21 protein-coding genes are annotated in these 24,443 nt (G+C 36.0%); 10 read left to right on the top strand and 11 right to left on the bottom strand.

Features of this window, described 5'->3' with window-relative positions:
• Positions 1-93: 93 nt before the first annotated feature.
• The 5 genes from secD to CQ022_RS17260 all read left to right on the top strand — a co-directional run bounded on the left by secD (position 94) and on the right by CQ022_RS17260 (position 7,658).
• Positions 94-3,003, top strand: a complete 2,910-nt coding sequence (gene secD, locus CQ022_RS17280; RefSeq protein WP_105683557.1) for a protein translocase subunit SecD — start codon at positions 94-96, stop codon at positions 3,001-3,003.
• A gap of 412 nt (positions 3,004-3,415) precedes the next feature.
• A complete protein-coding gene (locus CQ022_RS17275) occupies positions 3,416-3,988 on the top strand; it encodes a hypothetical protein (protein ID WP_105683556.1) in 573 nt (190 codons plus the stop codon).
• An 86-nt stretch (positions 3,989-4,074) separates the two neighbouring features.
• Positions 4,075-5,340 carry a hypothetical protein gene (locus tag CQ022_RS17270; RefSeq protein ID WP_105683555.1) on the top strand — a complete coding sequence of 422 codons (1,266 nt, stop codon included), beginning with the start codon at positions 4,075-4,077 and terminating at the stop codon, positions 5,338-5,340.
• A gap of 160 nt (positions 5,341-5,500) precedes the next feature.
• On the top strand, positions 5,501-6,754 hold the full coding sequence (locus CQ022_RS17265) for a TCR/Tet family MFS transporter (RefSeq protein WP_105683554.1): 1,254 nt from the start codon (positions 5,501-5,503) through the stop codon (positions 6,752-6,754).
• A 103-nt stretch (positions 6,755-6,857) separates the two neighbouring features.
• A complete protein-coding gene (locus CQ022_RS17260; RefSeq protein WP_105683553.1) occupies positions 6,858-7,658 on the top strand; it encodes an arylamine N-acetyltransferase family protein in 801 nt (266 codons plus the stop codon).
• A gap of 86 nt (positions 7,659-7,744) precedes the next feature.
• On the opposite strand, the gene CQ022_RS17255 is transcribed toward CQ022_RS17260, so the two are convergent.
• Positions 7,745-8,689 carry a hypothetical protein gene (locus tag CQ022_RS17255; RefSeq protein WP_105683552.1) on the bottom strand — a complete coding sequence of 315 codons (945 nt, stop codon included), beginning with the start codon at positions 8,687-8,689 and terminating at the stop codon, positions 7,745-7,747.
• Between the two features lie 379 nt (positions 8,690-9,068).
• On the opposite strand from CQ022_RS17255, the gene CQ022_RS17250 reads away from it, so the two are divergent.
• From CQ022_RS17250 to CQ022_RS17235, 4 genes are all read left to right on the top strand, one after another.
• Positions 9,069-9,410 (top strand): twin-arginine translocase TatA/TatE family subunit, encoded by a 342-nt coding sequence (locus CQ022_RS17250; protein ID WP_105683551.1) that lies wholly within the window; start codon positions 9,069-9,071, stop codon positions 9,408-9,410.
• Between the two features lie 3 nt (positions 9,411-9,413).
• Positions 9,414-9,980 carry a phosphatase PAP2 family protein gene (locus tag CQ022_RS17245; protein ID WP_062670736.1) on the top strand — a complete coding sequence of 189 codons (567 nt, stop codon included), beginning with the start codon at positions 9,414-9,416 and terminating at the stop codon, positions 9,978-9,980.
• Positions 9,977-10,789 (top strand): tetratricopeptide repeat protein, encoded by an 813-nt coding sequence (locus CQ022_RS17240; RefSeq protein ID WP_105683550.1) that lies wholly within the window; start codon positions 9,977-9,979, stop codon positions 10,787-10,789. Before CQ022_RS17245 ends, CQ022_RS17240 begins: the two co-directional genes overlap by 4 nt.
• A 69-nt stretch (positions 10,790-10,858) precedes the next feature.
• Positions 10,859-11,311: a tRNA (cytidine(34)-2'-O)-methyltransferase gene (locus CQ022_RS17235; protein ID WP_105683549.1), complete on the top strand. Its 453-nt coding sequence runs from the start codon at positions 10,859-10,861 to the stop codon at positions 11,309-11,311.
• Between the two features lie 137 nt (positions 11,312-11,448).
• Here CQ022_RS17235 and CQ022_RS17230 read toward each other — a convergent pair whose 3' ends face one another.
• Positions 11,449-11,922: a 23S rRNA (pseudouridine(1915)-N(3))-methyltransferase RlmH gene (locus CQ022_RS17230; RefSeq protein WP_047376769.1), complete on the bottom strand. Its 474-nt coding sequence runs from the start codon at positions 11,920-11,922 to the stop codon at positions 11,449-11,451.
• Between the two features lie 307 nt (positions 11,923-12,229).
• Between CQ022_RS17230 and CQ022_RS17225 the strand changes: the two genes are divergently transcribed.
• The gene (locus CQ022_RS17225) at positions 12,230-13,243 is read left to right on the top strand and encodes a YihY/virulence factor BrkB family protein (RefSeq protein WP_105683548.1); all 1,014 of its coding nucleotides are present in this window, start codon (positions 12,230-12,232) and stop codon (positions 13,241-13,243) included.
• Here the strand turns inward: CQ022_RS17225 and nhaA are convergent.
• From nhaA to CQ022_RS17180, 9 genes are all read right to left on the bottom strand, one after another.
• Entirely contained in the window at positions 13,240-14,418 is a 1,179-nt protein-coding gene (gene nhaA / locus CQ022_RS17220) for a Na+/H+ antiporter NhaA (RefSeq protein WP_105683547.1), read from the bottom strand. The two genes, CQ022_RS17225 and nhaA, sit on opposite strands and share 4 nt — an antisense overlap.
• Positions 14,419-14,420: 2 nt before the next feature.
• Positions 14,421-16,631, bottom strand: a complete 2,211-nt coding sequence (locus CQ022_RS17215; protein WP_105683546.1) for a RelA/SpoT family protein — start codon at positions 16,629-16,631, stop codon at positions 14,421-14,423.
• A gap of 109 nt (positions 16,632-16,740) precedes the next feature.
• On the bottom strand, positions 16,741-17,106 hold the full coding sequence (locus tag CQ022_RS17210; protein WP_105683545.1) for a hypothetical protein: 366 nt from the start codon (positions 17,104-17,106) through the stop codon (positions 16,741-16,743).
• Between the two features lie 237 nt (positions 17,107-17,343).
• Positions 17,344-17,703, bottom strand: coding sequence for an enoyl-CoA hydratase (locus CQ022_RS17205; protein WP_105683544.1), 360 nt, complete (start codon positions 17,701-17,703; stop codon positions 17,344-17,346).
• Between the two features lie 403 nt (positions 17,704-18,106).
• Positions 18,107-19,027, bottom strand: a complete 921-nt coding sequence (locus tag CQ022_RS23350) for an RHS repeat-associated core domain-containing protein (protein ID WP_410492644.1) — start codon at positions 19,025-19,027, stop codon at positions 18,107-18,109.
• A gap of 101 nt (positions 19,028-19,128) precedes the next feature.
• Complete coding sequence (locus CQ022_RS17195; RefSeq protein WP_105683542.1) at positions 19,129-19,458, bottom strand: hypothetical protein; 330 nt, start codon at positions 19,456-19,458, stop codon at positions 19,129-19,131.
• A gap of 30 nt (positions 19,459-19,488) precedes the next feature.
• On the bottom strand, positions 19,489-20,016 hold the full coding sequence (locus CQ022_RS17190; protein ID WP_105683541.1) for a hypothetical protein: 528 nt from the start codon (positions 20,014-20,016) through the stop codon (positions 19,489-19,491).
• A gap of 136 nt (positions 20,017-20,152) precedes the next feature.
• The gene (locus CQ022_RS17185) at positions 20,153-20,857 is read right to left on the bottom strand and encodes a barstar family protein (RefSeq protein WP_105683540.1); all 705 of its coding nucleotides are present in this window, start codon (positions 20,855-20,857) and stop codon (positions 20,153-20,155) included.
• Positions 20,848-24,438 carry a DUF6443 domain-containing protein gene (locus CQ022_RS17180; protein ID WP_228421763.1) on the bottom strand — a complete coding sequence of 1,197 codons (3,591 nt, stop codon included), beginning with the start codon at positions 24,436-24,438 and terminating at the stop codon, positions 20,848-20,850. The genes CQ022_RS17185 and CQ022_RS17180 overlap by 10 nt, the downstream gene beginning before the upstream one ends.
• Between the last annotated feature and the right edge of the window lie 5 nt (positions 24,439-24,443).

Genomic DNA, 24,443 nt, shown 5'->3' with positions numbered 1-24,443 from the left:
TATCTGGAAATAAACCATTTCTGTTGTTAAAAATTCATAAAATACAAGAAAATCATTATATTTGCCGACTTAATTTAACGTAGTTATAACAAAATGCAAGGAAAAGGACTTATTACAATTGTCGCTATTGTACTAGGGTTGATTTGCTTAAACGAGCTATTACCAACATGGTACGCCAGCAAAATTGAAAAGCAGGCAACTGCTATTGCAGGAGACAATCCGGAGAAGTATCAGAAAGAAATCGCAAGACTTTCTAAGGATACTTTGAATTTAGGATTCACAAAACTTTATTACACTAAAGCCAAAGACAAGGAAATGAAACTTGGTCTTGACTTGAAAGGAGGGATCAACGTTCTTTTGGAGATTAACCAAAGAGATCTTGTGAATGATTTAACCAATTATTCTACAAATCCTGTTCTGATTGAGGCTTTAAACAAAACTGATGAAGCACAGAAGAATTCTACAAGACCTTACATCGACAATTTCTTCGAACAGTTCGATGTAATTAACAAAGCTAAAGGAACAAACCTTAAGTTGGCAGATCCGGAAATTTTCGGAAACACAACCCTTACTGAGGTGAAGTACAACACTCCTGATGAACAGGTGAAAAGCATTGTTAAAAGAAAAATTGATGCGTCTGTAGGAACAGCTTTTGAGGTTATCAGAACGAGAATTGATAAGCTTGGAGCCATCCAGCCAAACGTTCAAAGAGTACCTGGTACGGCAAGAATTTCTGTGGAGATGCCTGGTATGAAGGATATCGACAAAGTGAAGAAAATGCTTCAGACTTCCGCAAAACTTCAGTTCTGGGAAGTGCAGCAGGTTCCTGAAATTGCACCTTATTTCCAAACATTGACCACTATGGTTGCTGCAAAAGGAGATTCTATGGGAGTAGCAAAGAATGTGAACTTCATGAGCCTTTTACAGCTTGACAAATTAAGAACGAATGGTGTTGCTAACGTAAAATTATCTGATACTGCAGTTGTAAATAAAATTTTAAACAGCAAAGTAGGGCAGTCTTTACGTCCGGCTAACATTAAATATACACAGTTCATGTGGGGTTACAAACCTGAAGCTACAGATGCTGAAAGCTTAGTATTGTATGCCATCAGAGGTAACATTAACCAAAAAGCTCCGGTAGACGGTGCTGTAGAAACTGCAAATATCAGCTACGACGAACTAAGCAGAGTAGTGGTAGATATGCAAATGGACTCCAAAGGAGCAAAAGAATGGAAAACATTAACGGAGAAAAACGTAGGGAAACCTGTTGCAGTAACTCTTGATAACAGAGTATACACTGCTCCAAACGTTGTAAATGCTATCCCTAACGGTAGAACTCAGATCTCTGGTAACTTCTCTCAGGAAGAAGCTAAAGAATTAGTAGATGTTTTAGGGGCTGGTAAACTGCCTGCAGGAGCAAAAGTAGTTCAGGCTACCGTTGTAGGTCCATCTTTAGGACAGGAGGCTATTGACTCTGGTTTAATGTCGTTTATTATTGCATTCGCGATTATTATTGTTTATATCATTTTCTACTACGGTGGAGCTGGTGTTTACGCTGTAATTGCAATGGTAATCAACTTATTCTATATTTTCGGTATTATGGATTCGGGTGACTTTACCCTTACGCTTCCAGGTATCGCTGGTATCGTTCTTACGATGGCAGTAGCGGTCGATACGAACGTTATCATTTATGAAAGAACTAAAGAAGAATTATTTGCAGGAAAAAGTATTCTTGAAGCTTACAAAGATGGTTTCAAACATGCATTGAATGCGATTATTGACGGTCACACGACAACATTCTTAACGGCGGTTGTATTGTTCTTCTTCGGAACTGGACCTATCAAAGGTTTTGCACTGACGTTAATGATCGGTATTTTAATGACCTTGTTTACGTCCGTATTGCTTTCAAGAGTAATGATCTTCTCAAGATTAAATAAAGGAAAAGGACTTTCTGTTTGGACTCCGGCTACGAAGAACTTATTCAGAAATACCTGGATTGATTTCATTGGAAAGAGAAAATATGCATACATTGTTTCTGCTGTTCTTACAGTTATTTGTGTTATTTCAATTGCAACTCACGGTTTCAAATACGGTATCGACTTTACTGGTGGTAGAAACTATGTGGTAAGATTTGATAAAGATGTAAAAGCTGAAGATGTTGAAGACAAATTAGTCGCATTATTCAAAACGGAAGATGGTAAAAACTCTTCTGTAGAAGCTAAAACTTTCGGAAACAATAAGCAATTAAAGATTTCTACGGATTACCTTATCGAGGATGAATCTTTAAAAGCTGACCAGATTATTGAACAGAAATTATTTGAAGGTTTAAAATCAAACTTACCGGCAGGAACTACATTGAAAGATTTCAAATCTGCTGATAAAGACCACGCAGGAATTGTTTCTTCTGAGAAAGTAGGACCTTCTGTTGCTGATGATATTCAGACTCACGGTATCTATGCGGTATTGGCTGCATTAGCAATGATCTTTGTCTATATCTTGGTAAGATTTAGAAAATGGCAGTTCTCTCTTGGAGCGGTTGCTGCTCTATTCCACGATGCGGTAATTATTTTAGGAGCGTATTCATTGCTTCACAAATATATGCCATTCAACATGGAGATCAATCAGGATTTCATCGCTGCGATTCTTACGGTATTAGGATACTCAATCAACGATACGGTAATTATCTTCGACAGAATTAGAGAATACCTGAGAGAGAAAAAATCTTTAACATTAGCAGGTCTTTTTGATGACTCTATTTCAAGTACATTGGGTAGAACATTCAACACCTCATTTACTACGATTTTGGTGATCCTTGCGATCTTTATTTTCGGTGGTGATAACCTGAGAGGATTCATGTTTGCAATGTTAATTGGTATTGGATTCGGTACTTACTCATCTATCTTTGTTGCGTCTGCAATTGCTTACGACTTCCTGAAAACAGGAAAAGAAGAAGAGGTACATGGAAAGTCTACTTCTGCAAAAGAAGAGCTAGCTTCAAAGTAATACAAACTACAATAAATTAGTAAAGACCGTTTCTTTTGAAACGGTCTTTTTTTATTGCTCCATTTTCTTTTTTGATATCTCACTATAACTATTTGTATGTTTCTGTTTTAATGGTTGAATTTTTATTGAGTTTTTAATTATTTTATCTCTTTTCTATTGGTAATTAGTTATTGGTATTTTTTCATTTTATTTTTGTTATTTTTTTTATTGAAAGTTGATTTTTAAAATTTCAATAAATTAGAATTATATACATTAAGTCTAATTTTAGAGAATAATTTGATTATGTGTAATCATTGAATAATAAAGGATATTTTTGAGTTTATATCAAAATTACCATTCTGTTTAAAAATTGTTAAAAAATAAGAGTTTTATGTAGTAAATTATTTTATATTTACATAAAACAAAAACAAAAATGAAAGCAGAAAAATTATTCGTTGCTGCGGCATTATGTGCTGGCAGTTTCCTTTACGCACAGGTAGGCATTGGGATTCCTGATCCTGATAAAAGCGCAGCATTAGATGTTACCAATACCACTAAAGGGGTACTGATCCCAAGAATTTCCAATCTGTCAACAATAGCCGCTCCAGCAAACGGTTTGCTGGTTTATGATCTCCAACGGCAGGCATTAACCCAGAATATCGGAACACCTTCCAGTCCCAACTGGATTCCGATCAGCGGTAATATTGTTAAATTCTTCTATATGCCGTCCATCAGTATTGATACATCTGCTTTAGGGACGGGAAGAACAAAAGACTTGTTCCAGCTTTATAAGACACAGTTTTCTACCCCAAAAGTCTCAAGTACGGGAGCTCCGGGTGCAATACCTTTCTTTGCCAATGCCTCAGATCTCTATTATTATGTAACCGATTTTGACAATACCGTATTAAGCAGTGTAAGTATTGATACCAACGGCATATTGAAATATGATGTGGTGGGAACGGCAACGTCCTGCTCTTTTGTCAATATTGTATTTGTAATCAAATAGTTTGAAATGACATGCAGTCATTATTATCATCCTTATCCAGGGATGAGTATTCTCCGTGTATAATTAACTTTAAAAAATTATTGATGATGAAAACAAATTTAATATTGCAGTATGTGCTTATAGCAATAGGTCTTCTGGTATCAGGTAAAATGACATCTCAGGAGATGGTAACCCTTCCCAATGGCGGATGTGGGAGAATATTGGATACTAATACTTCAAGTTCAAGTGATGGTGGTTTTCTTTGTTTCAGATTGGGAAAGGAAGCGGCTAATCCTAATAATATGACGGATACTGATGTCAATTCATTTGCCTCTTTGAAGCCGGGTACAGGCGCTGGCCTTTTCTGCAGTATGTATGTAGGAGTAGGAACCAGTGGAGCAGATTTTCAGGCAAATAAGCCGGTTTATATTGACTTTGCCTCAGATGGATTCAATTTTAACCCAAGTTTTAACGGTGGAAACTTTGTTTTCTATAACAATGGACAGGAGGTCTATCGTACAGGGATTAACGGACATTTTTTCTTTGATTTTGGTGATAACCAGGAACGAAGAATCATTAAAGTAATTCCTACGGCAGCCTGGGATGAAGTACAGCTTGCTTTTGGTGAAGCTATAGGCATTGGATTCTCATTCAGCCAAATGAGGGTGTACAATATCCTTTCTGAGTATTATCTTGCCCCGATGACCTTTCTGTCTCAGCCTACTGATAAAACGGTAGCTGTTGGCGGATCTACAACGATGACTGCTGTGATTAATAATACACCTACAGATGAAACACCGGATACTATAACCTACCAGTGGCAGGTTCTTATCGGAAGTACATGGACCAATCTGACCAATGGACCAAACTATGCGAATGTTACTTCATCAACCCTAACCATTAACAATGTTCCGGTAGGTTTTAATAATAATCAATACAGAGTGGTGGCCAACTCCAGTTTTCATACATGCTCCTTCCAGGCAATCTCTACTGCTGGTCGACTTTTTGTAAACTCCGTAAATGTTCCCGGGACTATTGCCGCAGACCAGACCGTGTGTATGGATATCAGTAATGATCCTGCAGCATTTAGCCAGACTGCTGCTGCACAGGTGAGTGGTGCTGCAGAATATCAGTGGCAAAGTTCCATAGATAATATAACATTCTCGAATATTACGAATGCAACATCTGCAGCCTATGATGCTCCGCCAGTTACCCAGTCCACCTATTACCGTAGAGGAGTGAGATCTGTACTGAACGGAAATACAACGGCTTATCAATACAGTAATGTGGTTAAGGTAACTTTAAAACAAAGCTGTCTGATCAAATGTATCATCACCAACAGAGTGCTCTATACAAAGCTGAACAGCAATTAATACATGTGGTTTCTAATTGATAATTACCTGCTTCAGCAATGAGTTTGAAGCAGGTATTTTGTTCTTATCAAATATATGGGCTTACTTTTACTATTATACTTCTTTAATACGATGCAATTTAGAATCATTATTTTCCAGATTTGATTAATTTTGCACCATCATGGAAAATTCAAAGAAAAAAGCAGCTATAGGCTTCATATTTATTACTTTACTGATAGATATTACAGGATGGGGAATCATCATTCCTGTTGTTCCTAAATTGATTGAGGAACTCATTCATGCAGATATCAGCGAAGCTGCAAAATATGGTGGCTGGCTGGGATTTGCCTATGCATTTACCCAATTTATTTTCTCTCCGCTTGTTGGAAACCTGAGTGATAAATACGGACGAAGACCCGTTATTCTGATCTCTCTCTTTGGATTTGCAGTAGATTATATCTTCCTTGCCTTAGCTCCTACCATCTGGTGGCTGTTTTTAGGAAGGGTTATTGCCGGAATTACGGGCGCTAGTGTCACAACGGCCAGTGCCTATATCGCAGATATTTCCACTGATGAAGACAGAGCCAAGAATTTTGGACTGATAGGGGCAGCTTTTGGACTTGGATTTATTATAGGACCTGTTCTGGGTGGAGTTCTTGGACATTATGGTGCCAGAGTTCCTTTCTATGCTGCAGCAGGTCTGTGTTTGCTTAATTTCCTTTATGGGTATTTCATCCTTCCTGAAAGTTTGGATAAAGATAAAAGAAGAGAATTTGACTGGAAGCGAGCCAATCCTATAGGTTCATTTAAGTTTTTAGGGAAGCACCCTGAAATTTCCGGAATGATCGTTTCATTAATATTAATTTATATTGCAGGTCATGCTGTACAAAGTAACTGGAGTTTCTTTACGATGTATAAGTTCGGCTGGACGGAAAGAATGGTGGGAATCTCATTAGGAGTTGTAGGATTATTGGTAGGCCTTGTACAAGGTGGTCTTATCCGGTGGACAACACCAAGACTGGGGGAACAGAAAAGTATTTATTACGGATTGGCTTTCTATGCGGTAGGAATGTTGTTGTTTGCTTTTGCATCAGAAGGCTGGATGATGTTTGTGTTTTTGGTGCCTTATTGTTTAGGAGGAATCTGCGGACCTGCTTTACAGTCTGTTATCACAAAAAGTGTTCCTTCCAATGAACAGGGAGAGCTTCAGGGAGCATTGACAAGTTTGATGAGTGCTACCTCTATTATCGGGCCTCCGATGATGACGAATCTGTTTTACTATTTTACCCACGATGAAGCACCATTCAAGTTTTCCGGAGCACCTTTCTTTTTAGCATTTATTTTAATGGCTGCCAGTGTAGTGATTACGTATTCTGCTTTTCAGAAAAAAAGGAAAGATGGAGTTGATTTAGCATCGAAAAAAGATTTTCATTAACAATAGATTTGCTCTATTCTGAACATGTCTACTGCTTTGGGTTAATCTATTCAATAATTTTACAGAAACAGTTTTGCTCACTTTTGAAACAAAAAAACAAATTATGAATATAGTAGACCTGGAAAAATATTTTGAACGGATTCATTTTACCGGAATTCCGGAGTTGAATATGGAGGTGTTGAAAAAAATACATCAGCTTCATCCTAAGTATATTCCTTTTGAGAATATTGATTCTTATACAGGAAAGGTTCCTTCTCTGAATTTAGATGATATTTTCAAAAAACTGGTTATAGAATCTCGCGGTGGATATTGCTACGAACAAAATCTGCTTTTAAGTGAAGTTTTAAAATATTTAGGATTCAACGTAAAGCTTCAGTTGGGAAGGGTGGTATGGGGCAGACAGGAAGACAGTGTTGCTGCGCAAACCCATTTGTTACTTATTGTTGATTTTGAAGGAGAAAAGTATATCATAGATTGCGGATTTGGAACGGCTACACTTACGGCACCGATTCTTTTAAATGAAGAAAAACAGCAGAAAACTCCCAATGGAATATTTAAAGTTTCCCATCAAGAAGAAACCTACACCCTCTGGATGTTAAAAGAACAATGGTTTCCGGTATATCGCTTCATTCTTGAGCATGTAGAGCCCATTGATCTTGAGATCTCTAACTGGTATTTATCTACTCATCCGGATTCTCATTTTAAGAACAAACTGATCCTTTCAAAAGTAGATGAGAATGTCCGCTATACATATACAGACCATGTGTTGAACATCCGTTCTGATCATGGTGAAAAAGAATCCATATCGATAGAAAATGATATGCAGTTGTATGAAATACTGACTAATACTTTTGGACTAAAAGAAAATGCAATAGAGGCTTTAAAATCAAAAGCAGGAGCTTAGCAGGATGTGATACAGCCTTTGTATAAAATAAAACGGGAAACTCAGCGAGCTTCCCGTTTCTGTTGAAATCTGATTTTTATGAAAAATTATGGATAAAGGGATTTTGTCCCGTTACTTACAATATTACTGCCTAATCCAGAGAATGAAACAGAAAAATTAGTAGAATTAAAGCTTAAAGAGCCCGTAGGCGTACAAAGTCCTAATGCATAACGACATTGCCCGTAAGCACCTGTTTTTTTGGTAATCTTACTTTCGCTTTTTGCTTTTCCTAAACTGATATATCCCCAGTCACTTACATCTGCATTGGAAACTGTAGATCCTGAATAATAAATGGTAATCTGATATCCTGCTTCACCTCTCTTAGAGCCCCATAGCCAGTTAGCAGTCCACCACTGCTTATACCATTTAGATGCTACCTTAGAAGCTTCGTCAGATGCTTCGGAATTTCCACGAGTATCCATCATAACAAGACCTCCAAAGAGATTATCCCAGATAATTCCCGAATCACCATAGAAACATAATGTGGTAAATTTCCCGCTTTTGCTGTTCCATGTTACTTCCATCACATTGATGCCTGGTTTTACTTCTTCAGTGACAGCCTCTTTTAATCCCTGTTGGGCAGTTGTCAGATCATCGCCGCTATATAAATCTCCAATTTTCCCGATTTTTACAGAGGATGGTTCCAGTATGTTTCCGGATGCAATGAACTGATCTTTATCTGTAATAAGGCTTTTGGAAAGTTCAATACCTTTCTGGCCTGAAATTTTTCCAAGGACAGTTACCCCAACAATCTGTAAATCATTTTTTAAATACAATTCAAGATTTTTGCCGGATTCATCCAATTGAATTTGTACCGCTTCAGGAACAGTCTGTGAAGGAAGAGAAGTGATCTCTTTTTTCAGGTCATTTACCGTTACCTTAGCCTGAACTATTTCCTGCTGGCTCATTTCGTTGTTTTCATTCTGGCAGCTGTTGAATGCCAATACCGATAACACGGCGAAAACTTTAAAGGTAGTCACTAGTTTTTTCATAATTAATATCTATTTGGTTGTGTGTTATAAATATACATAATTGTTGCGTAATTCTCATTGTTTTGAATTAAATATTTGTTAATTAGTAGGTAGGAGGTGGCAGATATTAGGCAGCAGGTTATAGGGACTAGAGAGTTTAAGGTTTTGAGCTAACGAGCAGCAAAAACAACCAGCAACAAAATAACGCTCAATCAGGCAACTCTTACCTCGTAACAAAATAAATTTGAAACTCGTACCAACATCAAAAACTCGCCACCAAACAACTCGCAACAAAATAAACCTCGTAACCCGAACCGCTAGAACTTTATAAAATCTTAAAATTTGTTTAAATTTTTAGTTTACAGTCCATAAATGCAATAATCTTTTGTAATTTTACGCCATGGAATTAAGCATTGGAGAAATGGCACTCATTGCCATTGCAATCGTTGTATTATTCGGTCCGGATAAACTGCCTCAGATTGCGCGTGACCTAGGTGCAGGCGTTAGAAAAATGCGTGGAGCAGTGGAAGATATTAAAACAGAAATCATGAAGGAAACAGATAATCCTGTTTCTGAAATCAAACGTGAGATTGAAAAGGTAAAAGATGCTGCAAAGGATTTCAACCCGATGAATGATATCAAGAAAGATATTCTGACAGAACCTACTTCTGTAGCTTCTAATGAGCCTCCAAAACCGAAGCCGGCAGATGATGAGACTTATGAAGGACCTGTAAGCAGATAATCTATGGAGGAAATTATTCAGGAAGATAAGAAGGTATTTCTTTACCTTAATAATCTAGGAGATTCATCCTTCGATCAGTTTTGGATGTTGATTTCAAGTACCTGGATCTGGGTGCCTCTATACATTATATTTCTTTATTTTTTATACAAAAATCATAAACTAAGATCTTTAGTTTTTATCCTTATATTTTTGGCTATTGGGGCAACGGTTTCTGACCAGTTGGCCAGCGTTTTCAAGTATGGTGTGGCAAGGCTGAGACCCTGTCATGATCCTACGCTGGAACATCACATGAGAATCGTGAAATGTGGCGGACAGTTTGGCTTTTATTCTGCTCATGCTTCCAATACATTCTTTTTGGCTTCCTTTTTAAGTATTTTATTAAAAAATAAACTTAAATGGTTTCCATATGCTATATTTGTGTGGGCTATAGTAGTTTCCTACAGCCGTATATATTTAGGAGTGCATTTCCCGATAGATATTTTGGTGGGGGCGTTTGTTGGATCTTTATTGGGAGTGATATTTGGTGCACTCGCCAAAAAAGTCATCAACAAACAAACTATAACTTCATGAAAAAAACTTTATTAGCAGTAACTTCCCTCTGTTTCTTTATTAGTTCTTATGCCCAGGATAAAAAACTGGCTGAAGAATGTTTTAACAAAGCCGACTATAAATGTGCTGAAGAGCAGTATTTAAAACTGGCAGAGAAAGAACAGATTCAAAAATTTCAATCGGAATATTACGACTACCTTGGTACAGCCCAGAGAAGACTTGGAAAAACGACCCAGGCTTTTAAATCCTACGAATCTGCACTGAAAGCAAATCCTATGTCGGTTTCCGTATATGCAAATCTCTCATCACTTTACAGTCAGAAAGGAAATAAAATAAAAGCATTGGAGTATATAGAAAAGGGACTTCAGGTGAATGCTGAAACTCCGGATTTATATCTTACGCGTTCCAAAATTTATGACAGTCAGGGAAAAAAAGATCTTGCTATCAAAGACCTTAATCAGATTCTGACCTTTGCTCCTGATAATCTTTTTGCAAAAACAGGATTGGCCAATCTGAAAAAAAATAATGGCGATCTGGATGGCGCTTTAAAAGATTATAATAAACTTCTTGCCGAAAAACCGGAATCATTGCTTTATAACGGGAGGGCAGATGTTTATTTTAAAATGAAAAAATATAAGGAAGCTCTTGCAGATGCCAACAAAGCGATCTCTATAGATCCTAAATTTGCTCAGTCTTATGTGAGCAAAGCCATGATTCTGATGGATACTTCCAAACTTAAGGAAGCCTGCGAAAATTTCGATAAAGCAGTAACTCTTGGGTATGAAAAAGCGGTATTGACGGATGTTTACGCTAAATGTATCAAGAAATAAATAATAGCACCCCATCATTTAAATAAATCCTTACCTAACAGTTTAAAAAACGAATAAAGAGATAGAGAGATGTTGAATATTGTTCTTGTAGAACCTGAAATACCTAATAATACAGGAAATATCGGAAGGCTGTGTGTAGGAACCGAAAGCAGATTACACCTGATTCATCCGTTTGGATTTGTAATTAATGATAAAAATCTGAAGCGTTCGGGATTAGATTATTGGGTACACCTCGATGTTTCTGAATATGCGGATGTTGATGAATGGGTTAAAACGATTCCTGATCAGTCACGCGTTTTTCTAATGAGCTCACATGCTGAAAAGTCATATCTGGAAACTGATTTTCAGGATGGAGACTGGCTGGTTTTCGGAAAGGAAAGTGTAGGTTTAAGCAAAGAGGTTCTGGACCGTTTTGAAAACCATTTAACAATTCCTATGTCGAAACTTATCAGGAGTTTTAATATTGCGAACTCCGTGGCATTCGTCGTAGGAGAAGCAAAGAGACAAATCAGTTTGAAATAGAGATAAGTTGGCTCAAAAGTCAAATTATTTGGCTTTTGTTATTCTGAACGAAATGAAATGTAGTGAAGAATCTCATCCTTTTGGTTATCAATGAGATTCTTCCTTCGTCAGAATGACATTCTTGAGAGCTTCTTTCTTTAATCGTTATGATAAGGTTTTCCCTGTAGTATCTGATCAGCACGGTAAAGTTGCTCTACGATAAACAGACGGATCATCTGGTGGGTAAAAGTCATTTTGGATAAAGACATTTTTTCATTCGCTCTGCTGTAGATTTCTTCAGAAAATCCATAAGCTCCTCCAATCAGAATATGTACTTTCTTTACAGAAGAATTCATCCAGGTATCAATTTTCTGTGAGAATTCACGGCTGGTAAACTGTTTTCCTTTTTCATCAAGAATGACCACCAGATCGTTTTTATCAATATGATTTAAAAATAGCTTAGCTTCTTCTTTTTTAAGAAGGTCTGGAGATAGGTTTTTGGCATTTTTAACATCCGGAATTTCAGTAATCTCAAAATTCCAGTGCTTGGGTAAACGGTTGAGATAATAATTGATTAAAGAGGTAATTTCCTTATCGTCTGTTTTGCCGATACAAAGTAAACTGATTCGCATTGTAAGAAGTTTCAGACCGTAAAGATAGGGTTTCGCAGTTAATTTGTTGCTGGTTTTTTGGTTGCGAGTATATTTTGTTGCTAGTTGTTTGGTTGTGAGTTTCGGGATTCAAGTTGCAAGTTATATTAGTTGCGGGTTACCTTGAACCTTGAACTTTAAACCTTAAAATTTAAAGCCCTCCGACTCTCAAACTCTCAAACTCACCCCCCTAATCCCTAAAACCTGCCACCTGCTACCTAACATCTGCCACCTATCTTTTCCCTATTTAATTTAATTCCCCTACATTTGTATAAAGACAAACAGATCGATGAGTGTAAAGGTTCCTAAATTTATTTTGAAGATTCAAGAGTTTTTTGACAGCATCCATATTCCTGTTTTGGGAATATCGCTTTGGCAGATGTTTCAGATTTATATCTCCGGGATTTTCAAAGGAAAAATAGGACGAAAAGCGGCGGCAATTTCCTGGAGCTTTACCATCAGTTTGTTTCCGTTTATTCTGTTTTTACTTTCCGTTTTACCTTATATGCCACATTATGATAAACTGCAGTTCTATATTTTTGATGTGCTGATGCATAATGTTTTTCCTTCGAATATGGAAGGTGATGTAAGAGGGTATATAGAGAATAATATTATCCCGAATATGAAAGGGATCAGTAATCTGACAATCGTTCTTGCACTTGTCTTTGCCACCAATGGTACCTTTTCTCTCATTAATGGTTTCAATGAGAATTCCGATGAGAAACTGAGTGATGTAAAGGAATTTATTCTCTCATTCTTTATTACGATAGGCTTTATCACCATTGTTTTTTTAGCGCTTTTTGGAGTATATTATGTAGAGGTTGTAATGAAGCTTTTTACCCCGGCTTATGATGTTTCCTGGCTTGTAGATAACCTTTCCAGCATTATTGGATTCGTTTCTTTTCCGCTTTTTTACTTTATACTTTTAACGTTATTTTACTGGCTGGGTACTGTGAAAATTACCAGATTCCGACAAGCGGTTCCCGGCGCTATTTTAACAACTGTTCTGTTTGTGGTTACCACTTATATTTTTGCCATTTATGTAAAGGATATTGCACGATATAACGTTCTGTACGGATCCATAGGAAGTATGATTCTGCTGATGGTTTGGGTGAATGTAAACGTATATCTCCTCTTATTCGGAAACGAACTGAATATGGCGATCAGAAAACTCAGAATAGAAAAGCTGCTGTCTGATGAGATCCAGAAAGAAGCCTCAGGATATCATGCCCAGATTGCTGAACCTGATTTTGAGGGTGATGAGGAACATAAAAGAAAGCTGGAGAACCAGAAGAAAGATTAATTCTCTTCCAGTTCAGGGTTTTCTTTAGAGCTTACACTTAGAATGGTAAATCCTGCAATTGCAGCAATAAAAGAAGCAATTAAAATGGCAAATTTCGCTTCATCCTGAATAGGGATTTCCCCTTTAAAGGAAAGGAGGGCAATAAATATGGACATGGTAAACCCGATTCCGGCCAATAAGCCCACTCCAATCATTTGAAGCCAGTTACTGTTTTGCGGAAGTGAACTCAGCTTTAATTTGATGGCAATCCATGAGAATAAATTGATTCCAATCAGCTTACCCAATACCAATCCACAGATAATTCCCAATCCTAATGTACTTGTTGCTCCTGCTACCATTTCACTGGAAAAAGTGATATTGGTATTCGTTAAAGCAAATATCGGCATAATCAGAAAACTTACCGGAATATGAAGCTGATGTTCCAGTTTTTCCAATGGTGAAATTTCTACATTAGAAGCATTGGTAGGAATGGAAAATGCAAGTAAAACACCTGCTATCGTAGCGTGGATTCCGGAATGATGAAGGAAATACCATAAAAACAGTCCCGGAATGATATAAAATATAGTTTTGGTTACTTTTAAGAAGTTTAAAATAAAAAGCAGAGCTGTTACCCCAAAAGATAAGAGAAGGTAGGTCCAGTGAATCTGGTCTGTATAGAATACGGCAATCACCAGAATAGCTCCCAGATCATCTACAATAGCTAATGCAGCTAAAAATATCTTGATAGAGTTAGGAATCTTTTTCCCCAGCATTGAAATGATCGCCAGAGAAAAGGCAATATCTGTAGCCATAGGAATTCCCCAGCCATTGCTGTATTCCGTTCCTGTATTGAAAATGCTGTAGATTACAGCGGGAATCAGCATTCCCCCTACGGCAGCAAAAATTGGGAGAGAGGCATTTTTAAAGGATGAAAGTTCACCTTCAACAAGTTCACGTTTTATTTCAAGCCCTACCAAAAGAAAAAATACGGCCATCAGTCCGTCATTGATCCAGATACTGACAGGATATTCCAATCCAAAAAGATGGGTGCCCACTTCCTGGTCTAAAAAATGCTGAAAGTTTTCTGCAGCGGACGAATTGGCAATAAGCAATGAAATCAATACACAGAAAATAAGAATAATTCCTGAGGACTGGCTGTTGTTGAAAAATTTTTTAAAATAAAGAGATAAATTCATGTCTATGATTGTACTCGTCTCACTCTGGAAACACCATTAATATTTTTAAGTTTTTTAAAGGTCTCTTCTAACTGACCTTTATTTTTGACTTCGAGGTTGATATTTCCTGTGAAAACACCATTGTTGGATTCAATAGACATGCTTTTCATATCCATTCCCATACTTCCACTGATGACCGTTGTAATATCATTGATCATTCCCATTCTGTCAAGTCCTTCAATTTCAATTTTCACTCTGTTTTTGAAGCTTTCCGCATTCACCCATTTGGCAGGGATGACACGGTAATCATACTGTGCTCTCAGATTGATGGCATTCGGACAGCTGTCACTATGCACCTTGATTCCATCTGAAATGGTAATGAATCCGAAGATTTTATCTCCGGGAATCACGGTACAGCATTTTGCATAGGTGTAGTTAAGCTTTTCTTCGTCCTTTCCAAAGACAATCATGTCAAGGTTTTCCTCTTTCGGATCCTCAAAATGCTGGTTTTTTGAAGGTGATTTTCTAAATCTTGAAAGTAAGTTATTGAATACGTTTTTACTTTCTATATATTTTCTCAGGCTGCTTACATCCAGTTCATTGCTTTGGAATTTAAGGAAGAGCTCCTGAGATGATTTTAAATTAAAGAATTTCTGAAGTTTATTAATTTCGTCATCATTGAAATTGATTTTTGCATGACGAAGTTTTCTTTGCAGGATTTCTTTTCCTTCTTCTACCAACTGGTTTTTCTGAGAGTTCAGATAACTTTTAATCTTTGATTTGGCTTTTGAAGTCACTACGAATTCCAGCCAGTCAGATTTGGGTTTCTGATTCTGTGAAGAAAGAATATCTACCTGATCTCCATTTTGAAGGATGTAGGAAATAGGAACCAGTTTTCCGTTGATTTTTGCTCCTAAACATTTCATTCCCAGATCGGAGTGAACAGAGAATGCGAAATCCAGAGCCGTAGCATTGGTTGGCAGAATTTTAATTTCTCCTTTCGGCGTAAAGACAAATACTTCTTTGGAATATAAGTTCAGTTTAATATTATCCAAAAGTTCCGAAGTAGAAAGGTTCTGCTGCTGTTCCAGTACTTCACGGATCTCGGTTACCCACTTTTCAAAATTTCTGTCATCAGAACTCTGTTTGTAACCTTCTTTGTATTTATAGTGAGCGGCAACTCCTTTTTCGGCAATTTCGTCCATTCTTTCGGAACGGATCTGTACTTCAATCCATTTTCTATCCGGACCTAAAACCGTTAAATGTAAACTTTCATATCCTGTAGAACGGGGCTGAGTAATCCAGTCACGCATTCTTGAAGGGTTACTGTGGTAAACATCCGTAACGATAGAGTAGATTTTCCAGGCGAGGAATTTTTCATTTTTTGCATCTGATTTATAAATAATCCTGATGGCATAGTTGTCAAAAACCTCTTCAAAGGAAACTCCCTGCTTCAGCATTTTTCTGTAAATGGAAGAGATGGCTTTTGCACGGCCTTTGATTTTAAAGTTTAAGCCTTCTTCATTAAGCCTTTCTGAAACTTCTTTTTTAAATTCTTCGATATATCTTTCACGACTTTCCTTGGCCAATTCCAATTTTTCCGTGATCTCGTTGTATACTTCGGGGCTGTTGTATTTTAAGGAAAGATCTTCCAGCTCAGATTTGATGTTATACAATCCCAGACGGTGAGCCATCGGAGCATAGATATAAACTGTTTCTGAAGCAATTTTTTTCTGCTTATCCGGTGCCATGCTTTCCAGAGTCCTCATATTATGAAGACGGTCAGCAATTTTAATCAGAATTACTCTGAAATCCTCAGATAATGTCAATAACAGTTTTCTGTAATTTTCAGACTGCACAGAAATATTCTGGTGGTTCATGATGGAGATTTTGGTCAGTCCATTCACGATATTGGCAATCTTTTCTCCGAAGATTTTTTTCAGGTCTTCGTAGGTATAATCAGAATCTTCAATCACATCATGCAAAAGGGCACAGGCAATAGAAGTTGCCCCCAGACCAATCTCTGTTGCTACAATTTTAGCAACAGCAATAGGGTGGTAGATGTAAGGTTCTCCGGATTTTCTCCTTTGATCCTTGTGGGCATCCAGCGCGATATCGAATGCCTTTCGGATGAGTTTATTGTTTTCCTCATCCAATGTTCTGTATGTATTAGAAATCAGGTCCTTATATCTTGCAAGGATCTCTTTATTCTCTTGTTCTAAATCGTAGCTCATTTGTGCACATGCCTATAATAAGACGAAAATACGAAATTTTTTAGTTTTTTCAAAGATAAAAGATCCGCAGCATACACTGCGGATCTTCGGCTATTAGATTTTATATCGATTAGAATTTCACTTCAGAATTCATACCATCGCTTGATGTTTTGATTTTAATATCAGGGCTGCTGTGGATTTCTGCTCTGTTTCTTGCATCAATATACTTTTTAATGGTATCGTAATTGGTTTCATGGATCTTCATGTTTTCAAATAAATAGGATTTCAATGCTGCATTCTGAACAAATACATTTCGTGCAAGGTCAATCTGATTAAGATCATTAACGGTAACACTTGCCAAATATTGGGAATTACCGGAACCATCATTAAGGTATACGATGTAATCTGAAGTTCCGAATCCTGAATTTTCCAGATCACTTTCCAGTTTTTTGTAGTCGCTGTGATGACCAAATACTCCAGCTAATATATGTGACATAGTTAATTGGTTTTAAAGTTCTCATTAAAGTTAGTAATAATTTTCTGATTATCATTGCGTTTAAGCCAATAAAATTTGTTAATTAATATTCTGTTTTCAATAGAGTGGAGCAATATTTAAGAATAATTATTGAACAGGTGTTTAATTTTAACAATTGAATAATGTTGACTGAGGTTGGATATTCTATTTTTATTCATACATATGAATATTTTTGTATGATCTTCAATGTTTATAATACTATCCTTGCTTCATTAAATCAAATTCGTTAGTATCAATTTCTCTATCTAGATATCCAATAACTTTATTAAAATCTTCAGTCAAATAGAAAATTCCATAATATTTTTCTCCTAGCAAGGTTACGAATCTTAATTTATTTCCAGGATAATTTTCTAAGTTTAAGATTAGAGTGCCTATTTCATCAGACAAATTATTATTTCCTGTTCGAATAGCAGTATATTGTCTTATTTTATATACTCCAATTAGATTTTCTCTTTCAAAATGATTACTATCGCTTATCTTAATTTTATAATTTTCAAAAGTTTCTAAAAATCTCCTTTTCTCTTTAATTAAATTAAAAATTTTTTCTTCAGTTAACATATTTTGAGATTTATATTTAGGTAAAATATACTCAACCTTTTACCTTGCAGAGTATTTTTATAATCATAATTTCCAATACATATTCATCAATACAATGTAAACTTTTGTTCTAGTTATACGTACTATTATTTTAAATTTCTATTCATATTTTGAAATTAGAGTATTGATTATCAATACTCTAATTTACTATTAGGACATATTATATATTTACTTATTTATATTATTCTTGGTTAGTTTTTTTGAGAAAAAACCTATAGTAAATATATACTATACTAAATAATATAATAGAAACAAGTGACACTAAATTGGTATTGTCTAAATTAAATACTACATTAATGACAAAAAATGTCATAAGATAAATTACTATGAAAGTAATTATAGAACTTATTAATAATCTCATATTTTAAGGTTTAATTGCTTTAATGTGTACATTTGAATTACTTGGATCATTTACATTAACATATCCCGTAAATTTATAAGGGAACTCAAAAATTGAAAACCCTCCTGAAACTCCGTTTTTAGAAAATGAAAAGTCTAACAATTTCAAAGTTCCATAAGTTTCGAAAAATATATAATTTCCTCTTACTGTATAAATAGGTTCTTCTTCCATACTCCCATTTACATTCTCACTCCACGAATCAAGCGGACTCCATTTATCATTAAGATTTGTATGCATTTTAATATCAGAAACTATAGTTTTACCATCTTTTACTTCATAATCATATGATATTGAAAATTTCCCAGTAAAATTTTTACTTTTCCCAGAAAGTGTTACTTTTTGTTGACTTTTTTCTTTATCCCCAGGTCCTCCTTCATCAGAACTGAATTCTGCAAAATTAATTCCTTTGAAATATTCAGTACGAGGCCCGGCGAGATAAACCATTATATCTCTATAAGCTTGTGTTTCTCCAAATGTCTTCGGAGTTGCCCCACCACCATTTCGTTTCCCAAGTCCACCTTTTTCTACATATTCGGGAGTGAAATTCCCATTTACCCCGGCAAACCACCATGAACCTTCAGAAACATTAGTACTAGGTCCTCCTTCATAAGGCACACTTCTCATTCCATCCGGATCAATAAACATTACAGGATTATCTGCTGCATAATGATAAGGGCTAAATCGTCTGAATGCTTCTGCAAAGGGATCTGTTACGCCCCATCTTCCAAGATCCGGCATATACGTTCTGGCTCCGTAGTCATACATTCCGCTTTCCTGGAGTTCTTTTCCATTGTATTTATAGCTGTAAAAGCTTCCGAAACCTGAATTGATGAACGAGTTCGAGATATGGTTAAGCCCAAAAGGGTAGTAGTTGTTGGTATCAATAATTTCAGGAGCACTTGTGCTGTTTTTTTAAATTAGAGTATTGAAAACCAATACTCTAATTTTCACTAATATGTTTGGAATATTTCCCTTATTTATATTCTTTAATTAGATTCTAAATTATTTTCAGTTGGAAATGTAAAATCAAAAAAAACCTTTGAATAATCTGCTGCAAAAACAAATAGCCTACTCGTAATATCATATCTTACAACAACAAATTTTACATATTCAATAGATTCATTTTTAATTAAAAGAAAGTTATTTAAAATATTAGATGTTAATTCTTTTATACTTTCACTTTTAGCCATCTTATTTCTTCCCTTATACAAGGAAACTAAATCATCAAGAATTAAATCATGATTTGAATATGAAATTTCAAATTCATTTAATTGAGGATCATATTCTTTTATTTTATGTTTTATCAATTCTTTCATTTTTATAGTAAATTATTAAATTAAATCTATTTATTGTCCAGATCTAGGGAGAACATATTCTACTTTTGCACCATAAACTACTCCAGGAACAAGCCATTCGCTTTCACCTAAAGTGTGGGGATTAGGATTTGCTACACCAATCTTAAAACTTTTTGACATTATAATTCCTGGTACTGCTTTTCCAAAAGCTATTCCTGTAGCAAAATCTCTAGCAGTTTCCTTACTAGTAGTCCAGCTTGTCCAAATACTAAGGTTATTTCCTGACGCATGATCAAACATATCACTATGAGGCCCTTCAAGTGAACTTACTTGATAATATCCTTTCGGAATAGCAATTCCAAAATGTGCATTTATATATTGGCTGTTATCATTATGAAATATTTTTGATGAAACCCCTCTATATAAAGTAATTGTTTCTTCTGGGTCTGATTCATCAACTGTTGTAGTAACAGGAATATCAATAGCACCTGTAATCGGTTTAGAATTAGCAGAAAACCCACTATCTCCATTAAGTATTAAAGGTAAACTCCATAAACTTAATCTTGCATAACCCGCCAATCTTGCTACAGTTGGACCAAATTCTACCGGAGGAGCAAAACCTTCAAATGTAGCAGCTCCTACAGAGAGAACACCAATAGTTGCACTTTTGTTAGCTGGGTGATTCTAAGTCTAAATTTTCTAGTATTTTAAAAGATTATTTGGAATTTATTATTTCAAAATTGCTCGTGGATAATTCTTTATAAAAATCATGATAGAAATTATTATTATAAAAATACTTTTTAAAGTTTGAATATCCTTTTATTTTTAAAATTGGCATTTTCTCTCTTTTCTTCATTGATTCATCAATATTACATAAACAATCTATAAATGAATTTATTTCGGTTCCAAAATAACCATATGAATTAAAAAAAGCCTTTCCAACTTCATAATATACATCTAGATCTGTTTTCACTTTTGATAAATCAATTATGATGATAGAATTAGTATTGTCAATAGCTTCCTTAACTCCACTTAGTAATGCCAATCCTCTTAAATAATAATACTTTTGTTTATTATTTAATTCATACCAGTCTATTTTACCCTTTTTATCAGTAATCAGTTTAAAATTATCTATATACCCCTGATTATATATGCCTAGGGGATCATTAAGACTTCCTATTAGAGTAATTGTTCTATTGTTATTGAATATATCTGAAATATTAAAAATATAGTCATTGGTAAAAGTTCTAAAAGAAACTCTAATTATTATATCTTGCTTATAAATTTCTCCAAACTGTAGATTGATATGTTTAATATCTTGTTTATTGATCATTATTTTGTCAAAATCTTTTTTATTAATGAGCTTTATATATTTAGTTTTCAATAATATCTTTTCCTTTAATAAAAATTTTATTTCCATTTTACTGCTGTACTTGTCGGTATTTGTATAATTTTTGTATAGTTGTGATCAATAACTAATCCCCATCTACCATCTGGATGTTGAACAATTCTACAGCTGTTTAATCCACTAGTTCCAGGAACATCTTTTATTTTCCATTCTAAAGCTCCAACCCATTTAGCATTATGTCTTACTGTTTCCTGTGCCCCATTTCTTATTATTGGGTTTCCTCTTCCCGCCAAAATTTCGATCATATCTTCTGTTACATTTTTTGGTAGGTTTTGTGGATCAATCCTGACATTCGTGGCACCACCCCTAATCGTGACCATTGCAGATCTTGAAAGAGCTTTTCTTTCTAACCCCTCAGCAGCAGCCTCGGGATTAATAAAGATCATAGCAGCCATACCTACATTTTCTCTTTCCTCGGCATAAGGTCCTACGCCACTATTTCCAATCGCAGAATAAGGGTCTGTGCTGTTAAACAACAAAGCACTAACAATTTGCCATGCACTAATCTCCTTTGAAAACTGTTCTTCAGAAATTTCTTCGGCGGGGCCAACTTCTACTTTGTTTTTGTTCTTACTTCCCCCAAATAATTTTCCGAAGAAACTACCTATCCTACTAAAAAGATTAGGTTTAGTTCCTTTTGCATTATCATTTTCACCTTTACGACTTCCACCACCGGTACGACTCCCTTGTTTAAATTCAGGAGTGGAAATAAAACTTCCATTCATTCCGGCAAACCAAAATGACCCCTCAGGAACATGATTGATAACCCCTCCATCATAAGGCACACTTCTCATTCCATCCGGGTCTACAAACATTACAGGATTATCTGCTGCATAATGATAAGGGCTAAATCGTCTGAATGCTTCTGCTAAAGGATCTGTTACGCCCCATCTTCCAAGATCCGGCATATACATTCTGGCTCCGTAGTCATACATTCCGCTTTCCTGAAGTTCTTTTCCATTGTACTTGTAACTGTAGAAACTTCCAAATGGAGAAAATGTATTTCCGATATGGTTTAATCCAAAAGGATAATAGTTGTTGGTATCAATAATTTCAGGAGCGCCTTCGCTGTCTTTTGCAAAACTTACCCTGGTATTTCCAAGATGGTCTTTATACTGGTAAATATAACGGTTTTCTGTGAAACTGTAATAGCCTTCTGCTGTCACTACAAAATCAGGTTTCCATTGTGGTGCGATTACTTTTCCAAGCTCAGAAATCCCTTTGTAGGCCTGCTGTTCATAAGCATTAGTGGTTCTACATGTTAGACAGGTACTTCCTTCTTCAATAGTATATTGAAACCCATCCAGATAATCTGTCGTTTGGATGGTAGTTCTTGCTGCCCTTCCTGTTGTTTTAGTGGTATAGATTTTTCTGAATTTAGTTCCATCAGCACGATACAAATAGGTAAGCGTATTATTAATAGGATTGCCAAATGCATTCTGTACAATATCAAAAGTATCGGGTAGGTTCAGAAAATTATAACTGATAGACTGTATTCCTTTGTCCAGCATATCTTTCATATTCCCATTCAGGTCATAGGTAATGGAATTATTCCCTCCTTCATATCCCGCATCATTCAGTGCATTCTCCGTCACTTTAGTCAGGCGATTTCCGCTATAATCGTAGGTCAGATCATCTACCTGTGTGGCAGTAGTTCCTGTGACCGGGAAGGCATTTCTTTTTAAAGTTTTAATATTTCCGTTCAGATCATAAGTCAGATATTCATTATAATAATTATTAAACGGTGCGGTAGAAGCAGGTTCAGAATAAACGGCATCCTTCAGTCTGTTCAGTCCGTCGTAGGTATAAGTATATCTTTTCTGAATATTTTCAGAAGCATTCTGCCAGTCAATTTCAGCAATATTCCCATTGTATTTTCCCGGGCCTACATTGCTGTATTCCGGATTGGTATATTTAATTCCGTATCCGAAAAGTTTTCCATTCAGATTAACAGGATCATTGATCTTAATAAGGGAACCTCTGATGTTGTAGGTATAGTCTATGCTTTGCAGAGGGGCAGCAGGTGCTGTTCCTCCTACTTTTTTTCTTTTCAGTTGGGATAATTCATTATACTCGTTTTGAGACAGAATTTCGACAGTATTATTATCAATCTGGTGTTTGTGTACCAACAGCCTATTTTGATTATCATATTCAAAAAACTGACTGATCACTCGTTCCGGGTCACTTTGCAGTCTTTTGTGGTAGACTTTACTTTGAATTGTAGTGCCTGCAAAATCCAGTTTTATTTCTGTTTTCGTATATCCTCCCAAATGATTGATTGTATGGCTTCCTATTACCCTGGATTTAGCATCATACCAGTTCCAGTTATAGGTCCAGTTATCATCATTAATATTCTTTATATAGGATGCTGTAGAAAGGTTTTTGGTATTCTGGGAATTACTCATATTATCTCCTGTAACTTCCTGTCCAAAAATAAGAGCAGGCTTTGTTGGAGAGCCTTGTGGATAAGTATCATAGTAATTGACACTTAAAATTACCGGTGTTTCGCCGCTGAAATAATTCTCAGTGTAATAAACGGTAGTCCCGCTTCTGGAAAAACCGGTTGTACTTCTTTTCTCTGTGATAATAAGGTTTTTCAGGTCGTTTTGCCTTGTAGCTCTGTCTCCTCCGGTTAAAAAACCCGTATAAACTGGTCTTCCCAATTCATCATATTTGGTCATCAGCCATTGATTGTTCTGCTTTATATTGGTATCACGGGAAAGAATCATTCTGTCTGCTTTATCATACACCATATATTCCCAATCTTTTCCCGGCAGCTTTTTTTCGACCAGTCTTCCTAAGCTGTCATAACGGTACTGATAGCAGAGGGTATTTAACGCATTCAGATCTACCGTAGTTTTTGCGGCTAATGGGGTAATGACAAAAACCTGCATTCCAAAGTCATTGTAAACGTAGTAGGTATCTACATTCTGGGTTCCATCATTTTTACGGATTAAAATAGTTTGTCCATCCGTGTTTTTAAATTCAGTGGTCGTATTGCCGTCACTATCTGTGGTGGAGGTCTTCATCAGCTGGTTAGCCCCATAGGTTCCATTTTCGTTCAATTCAGAAAGGGTGGCGTCATTTGCCCATGAATTGGTTGCGGTATATTTTTTCACCTCTCCGGCTATATTTGCACTATATCCCATTTGTATAGGATGGAGTGTCCAATCATTTCCTAAAGGCTTAATCTTGTCAATCCTGCTTAAAGGGGAATTTTCAAACTGGTTTTCAGAATAAATTTTTTCCTGTCCGAATATTGCCGGAGCATTCAACAGGGGAGAGGTATAGATTGCCCCGTTCTGAGTATTGTTTTGCGGGATTGGAAGGTACTCTTTTGCGATCCTTCCATATCCATCGTATTCTATATGATTAACGACATCGTTGCCGGATGGAGTGGCTTTGATGGCTACTGTTTGTTTTACTTTTCCCAGTCCGTCAAAATACTGTATAGCTTCCGACTTTTTAATGCAGTCTCCATCCAGACAGGTCTTCGTGTATACATAGTTTTCAGTAGTGGTAGCATTTAGGGTCTGGGCATACGAATATCCCGATATCCATAAAATACTGAGTATATTTAAAATTCTTTTCATCGGTA

Origin of the sequence: Chryseobacterium culicis, assembly GCF_002979755.1 — a bacterium.
Classification (GTDB): domain Bacteria; phylum Bacteroidota; class Bacteroidia; order Flavobacteriales; family Weeksellaceae; genus Chryseobacterium; species Chryseobacterium culicis_A.
The sequence above is the reverse complement of the archived record's forward strand: the minus strand, read 5'-3'. Positions and strand labels throughout refer to the sequence as shown.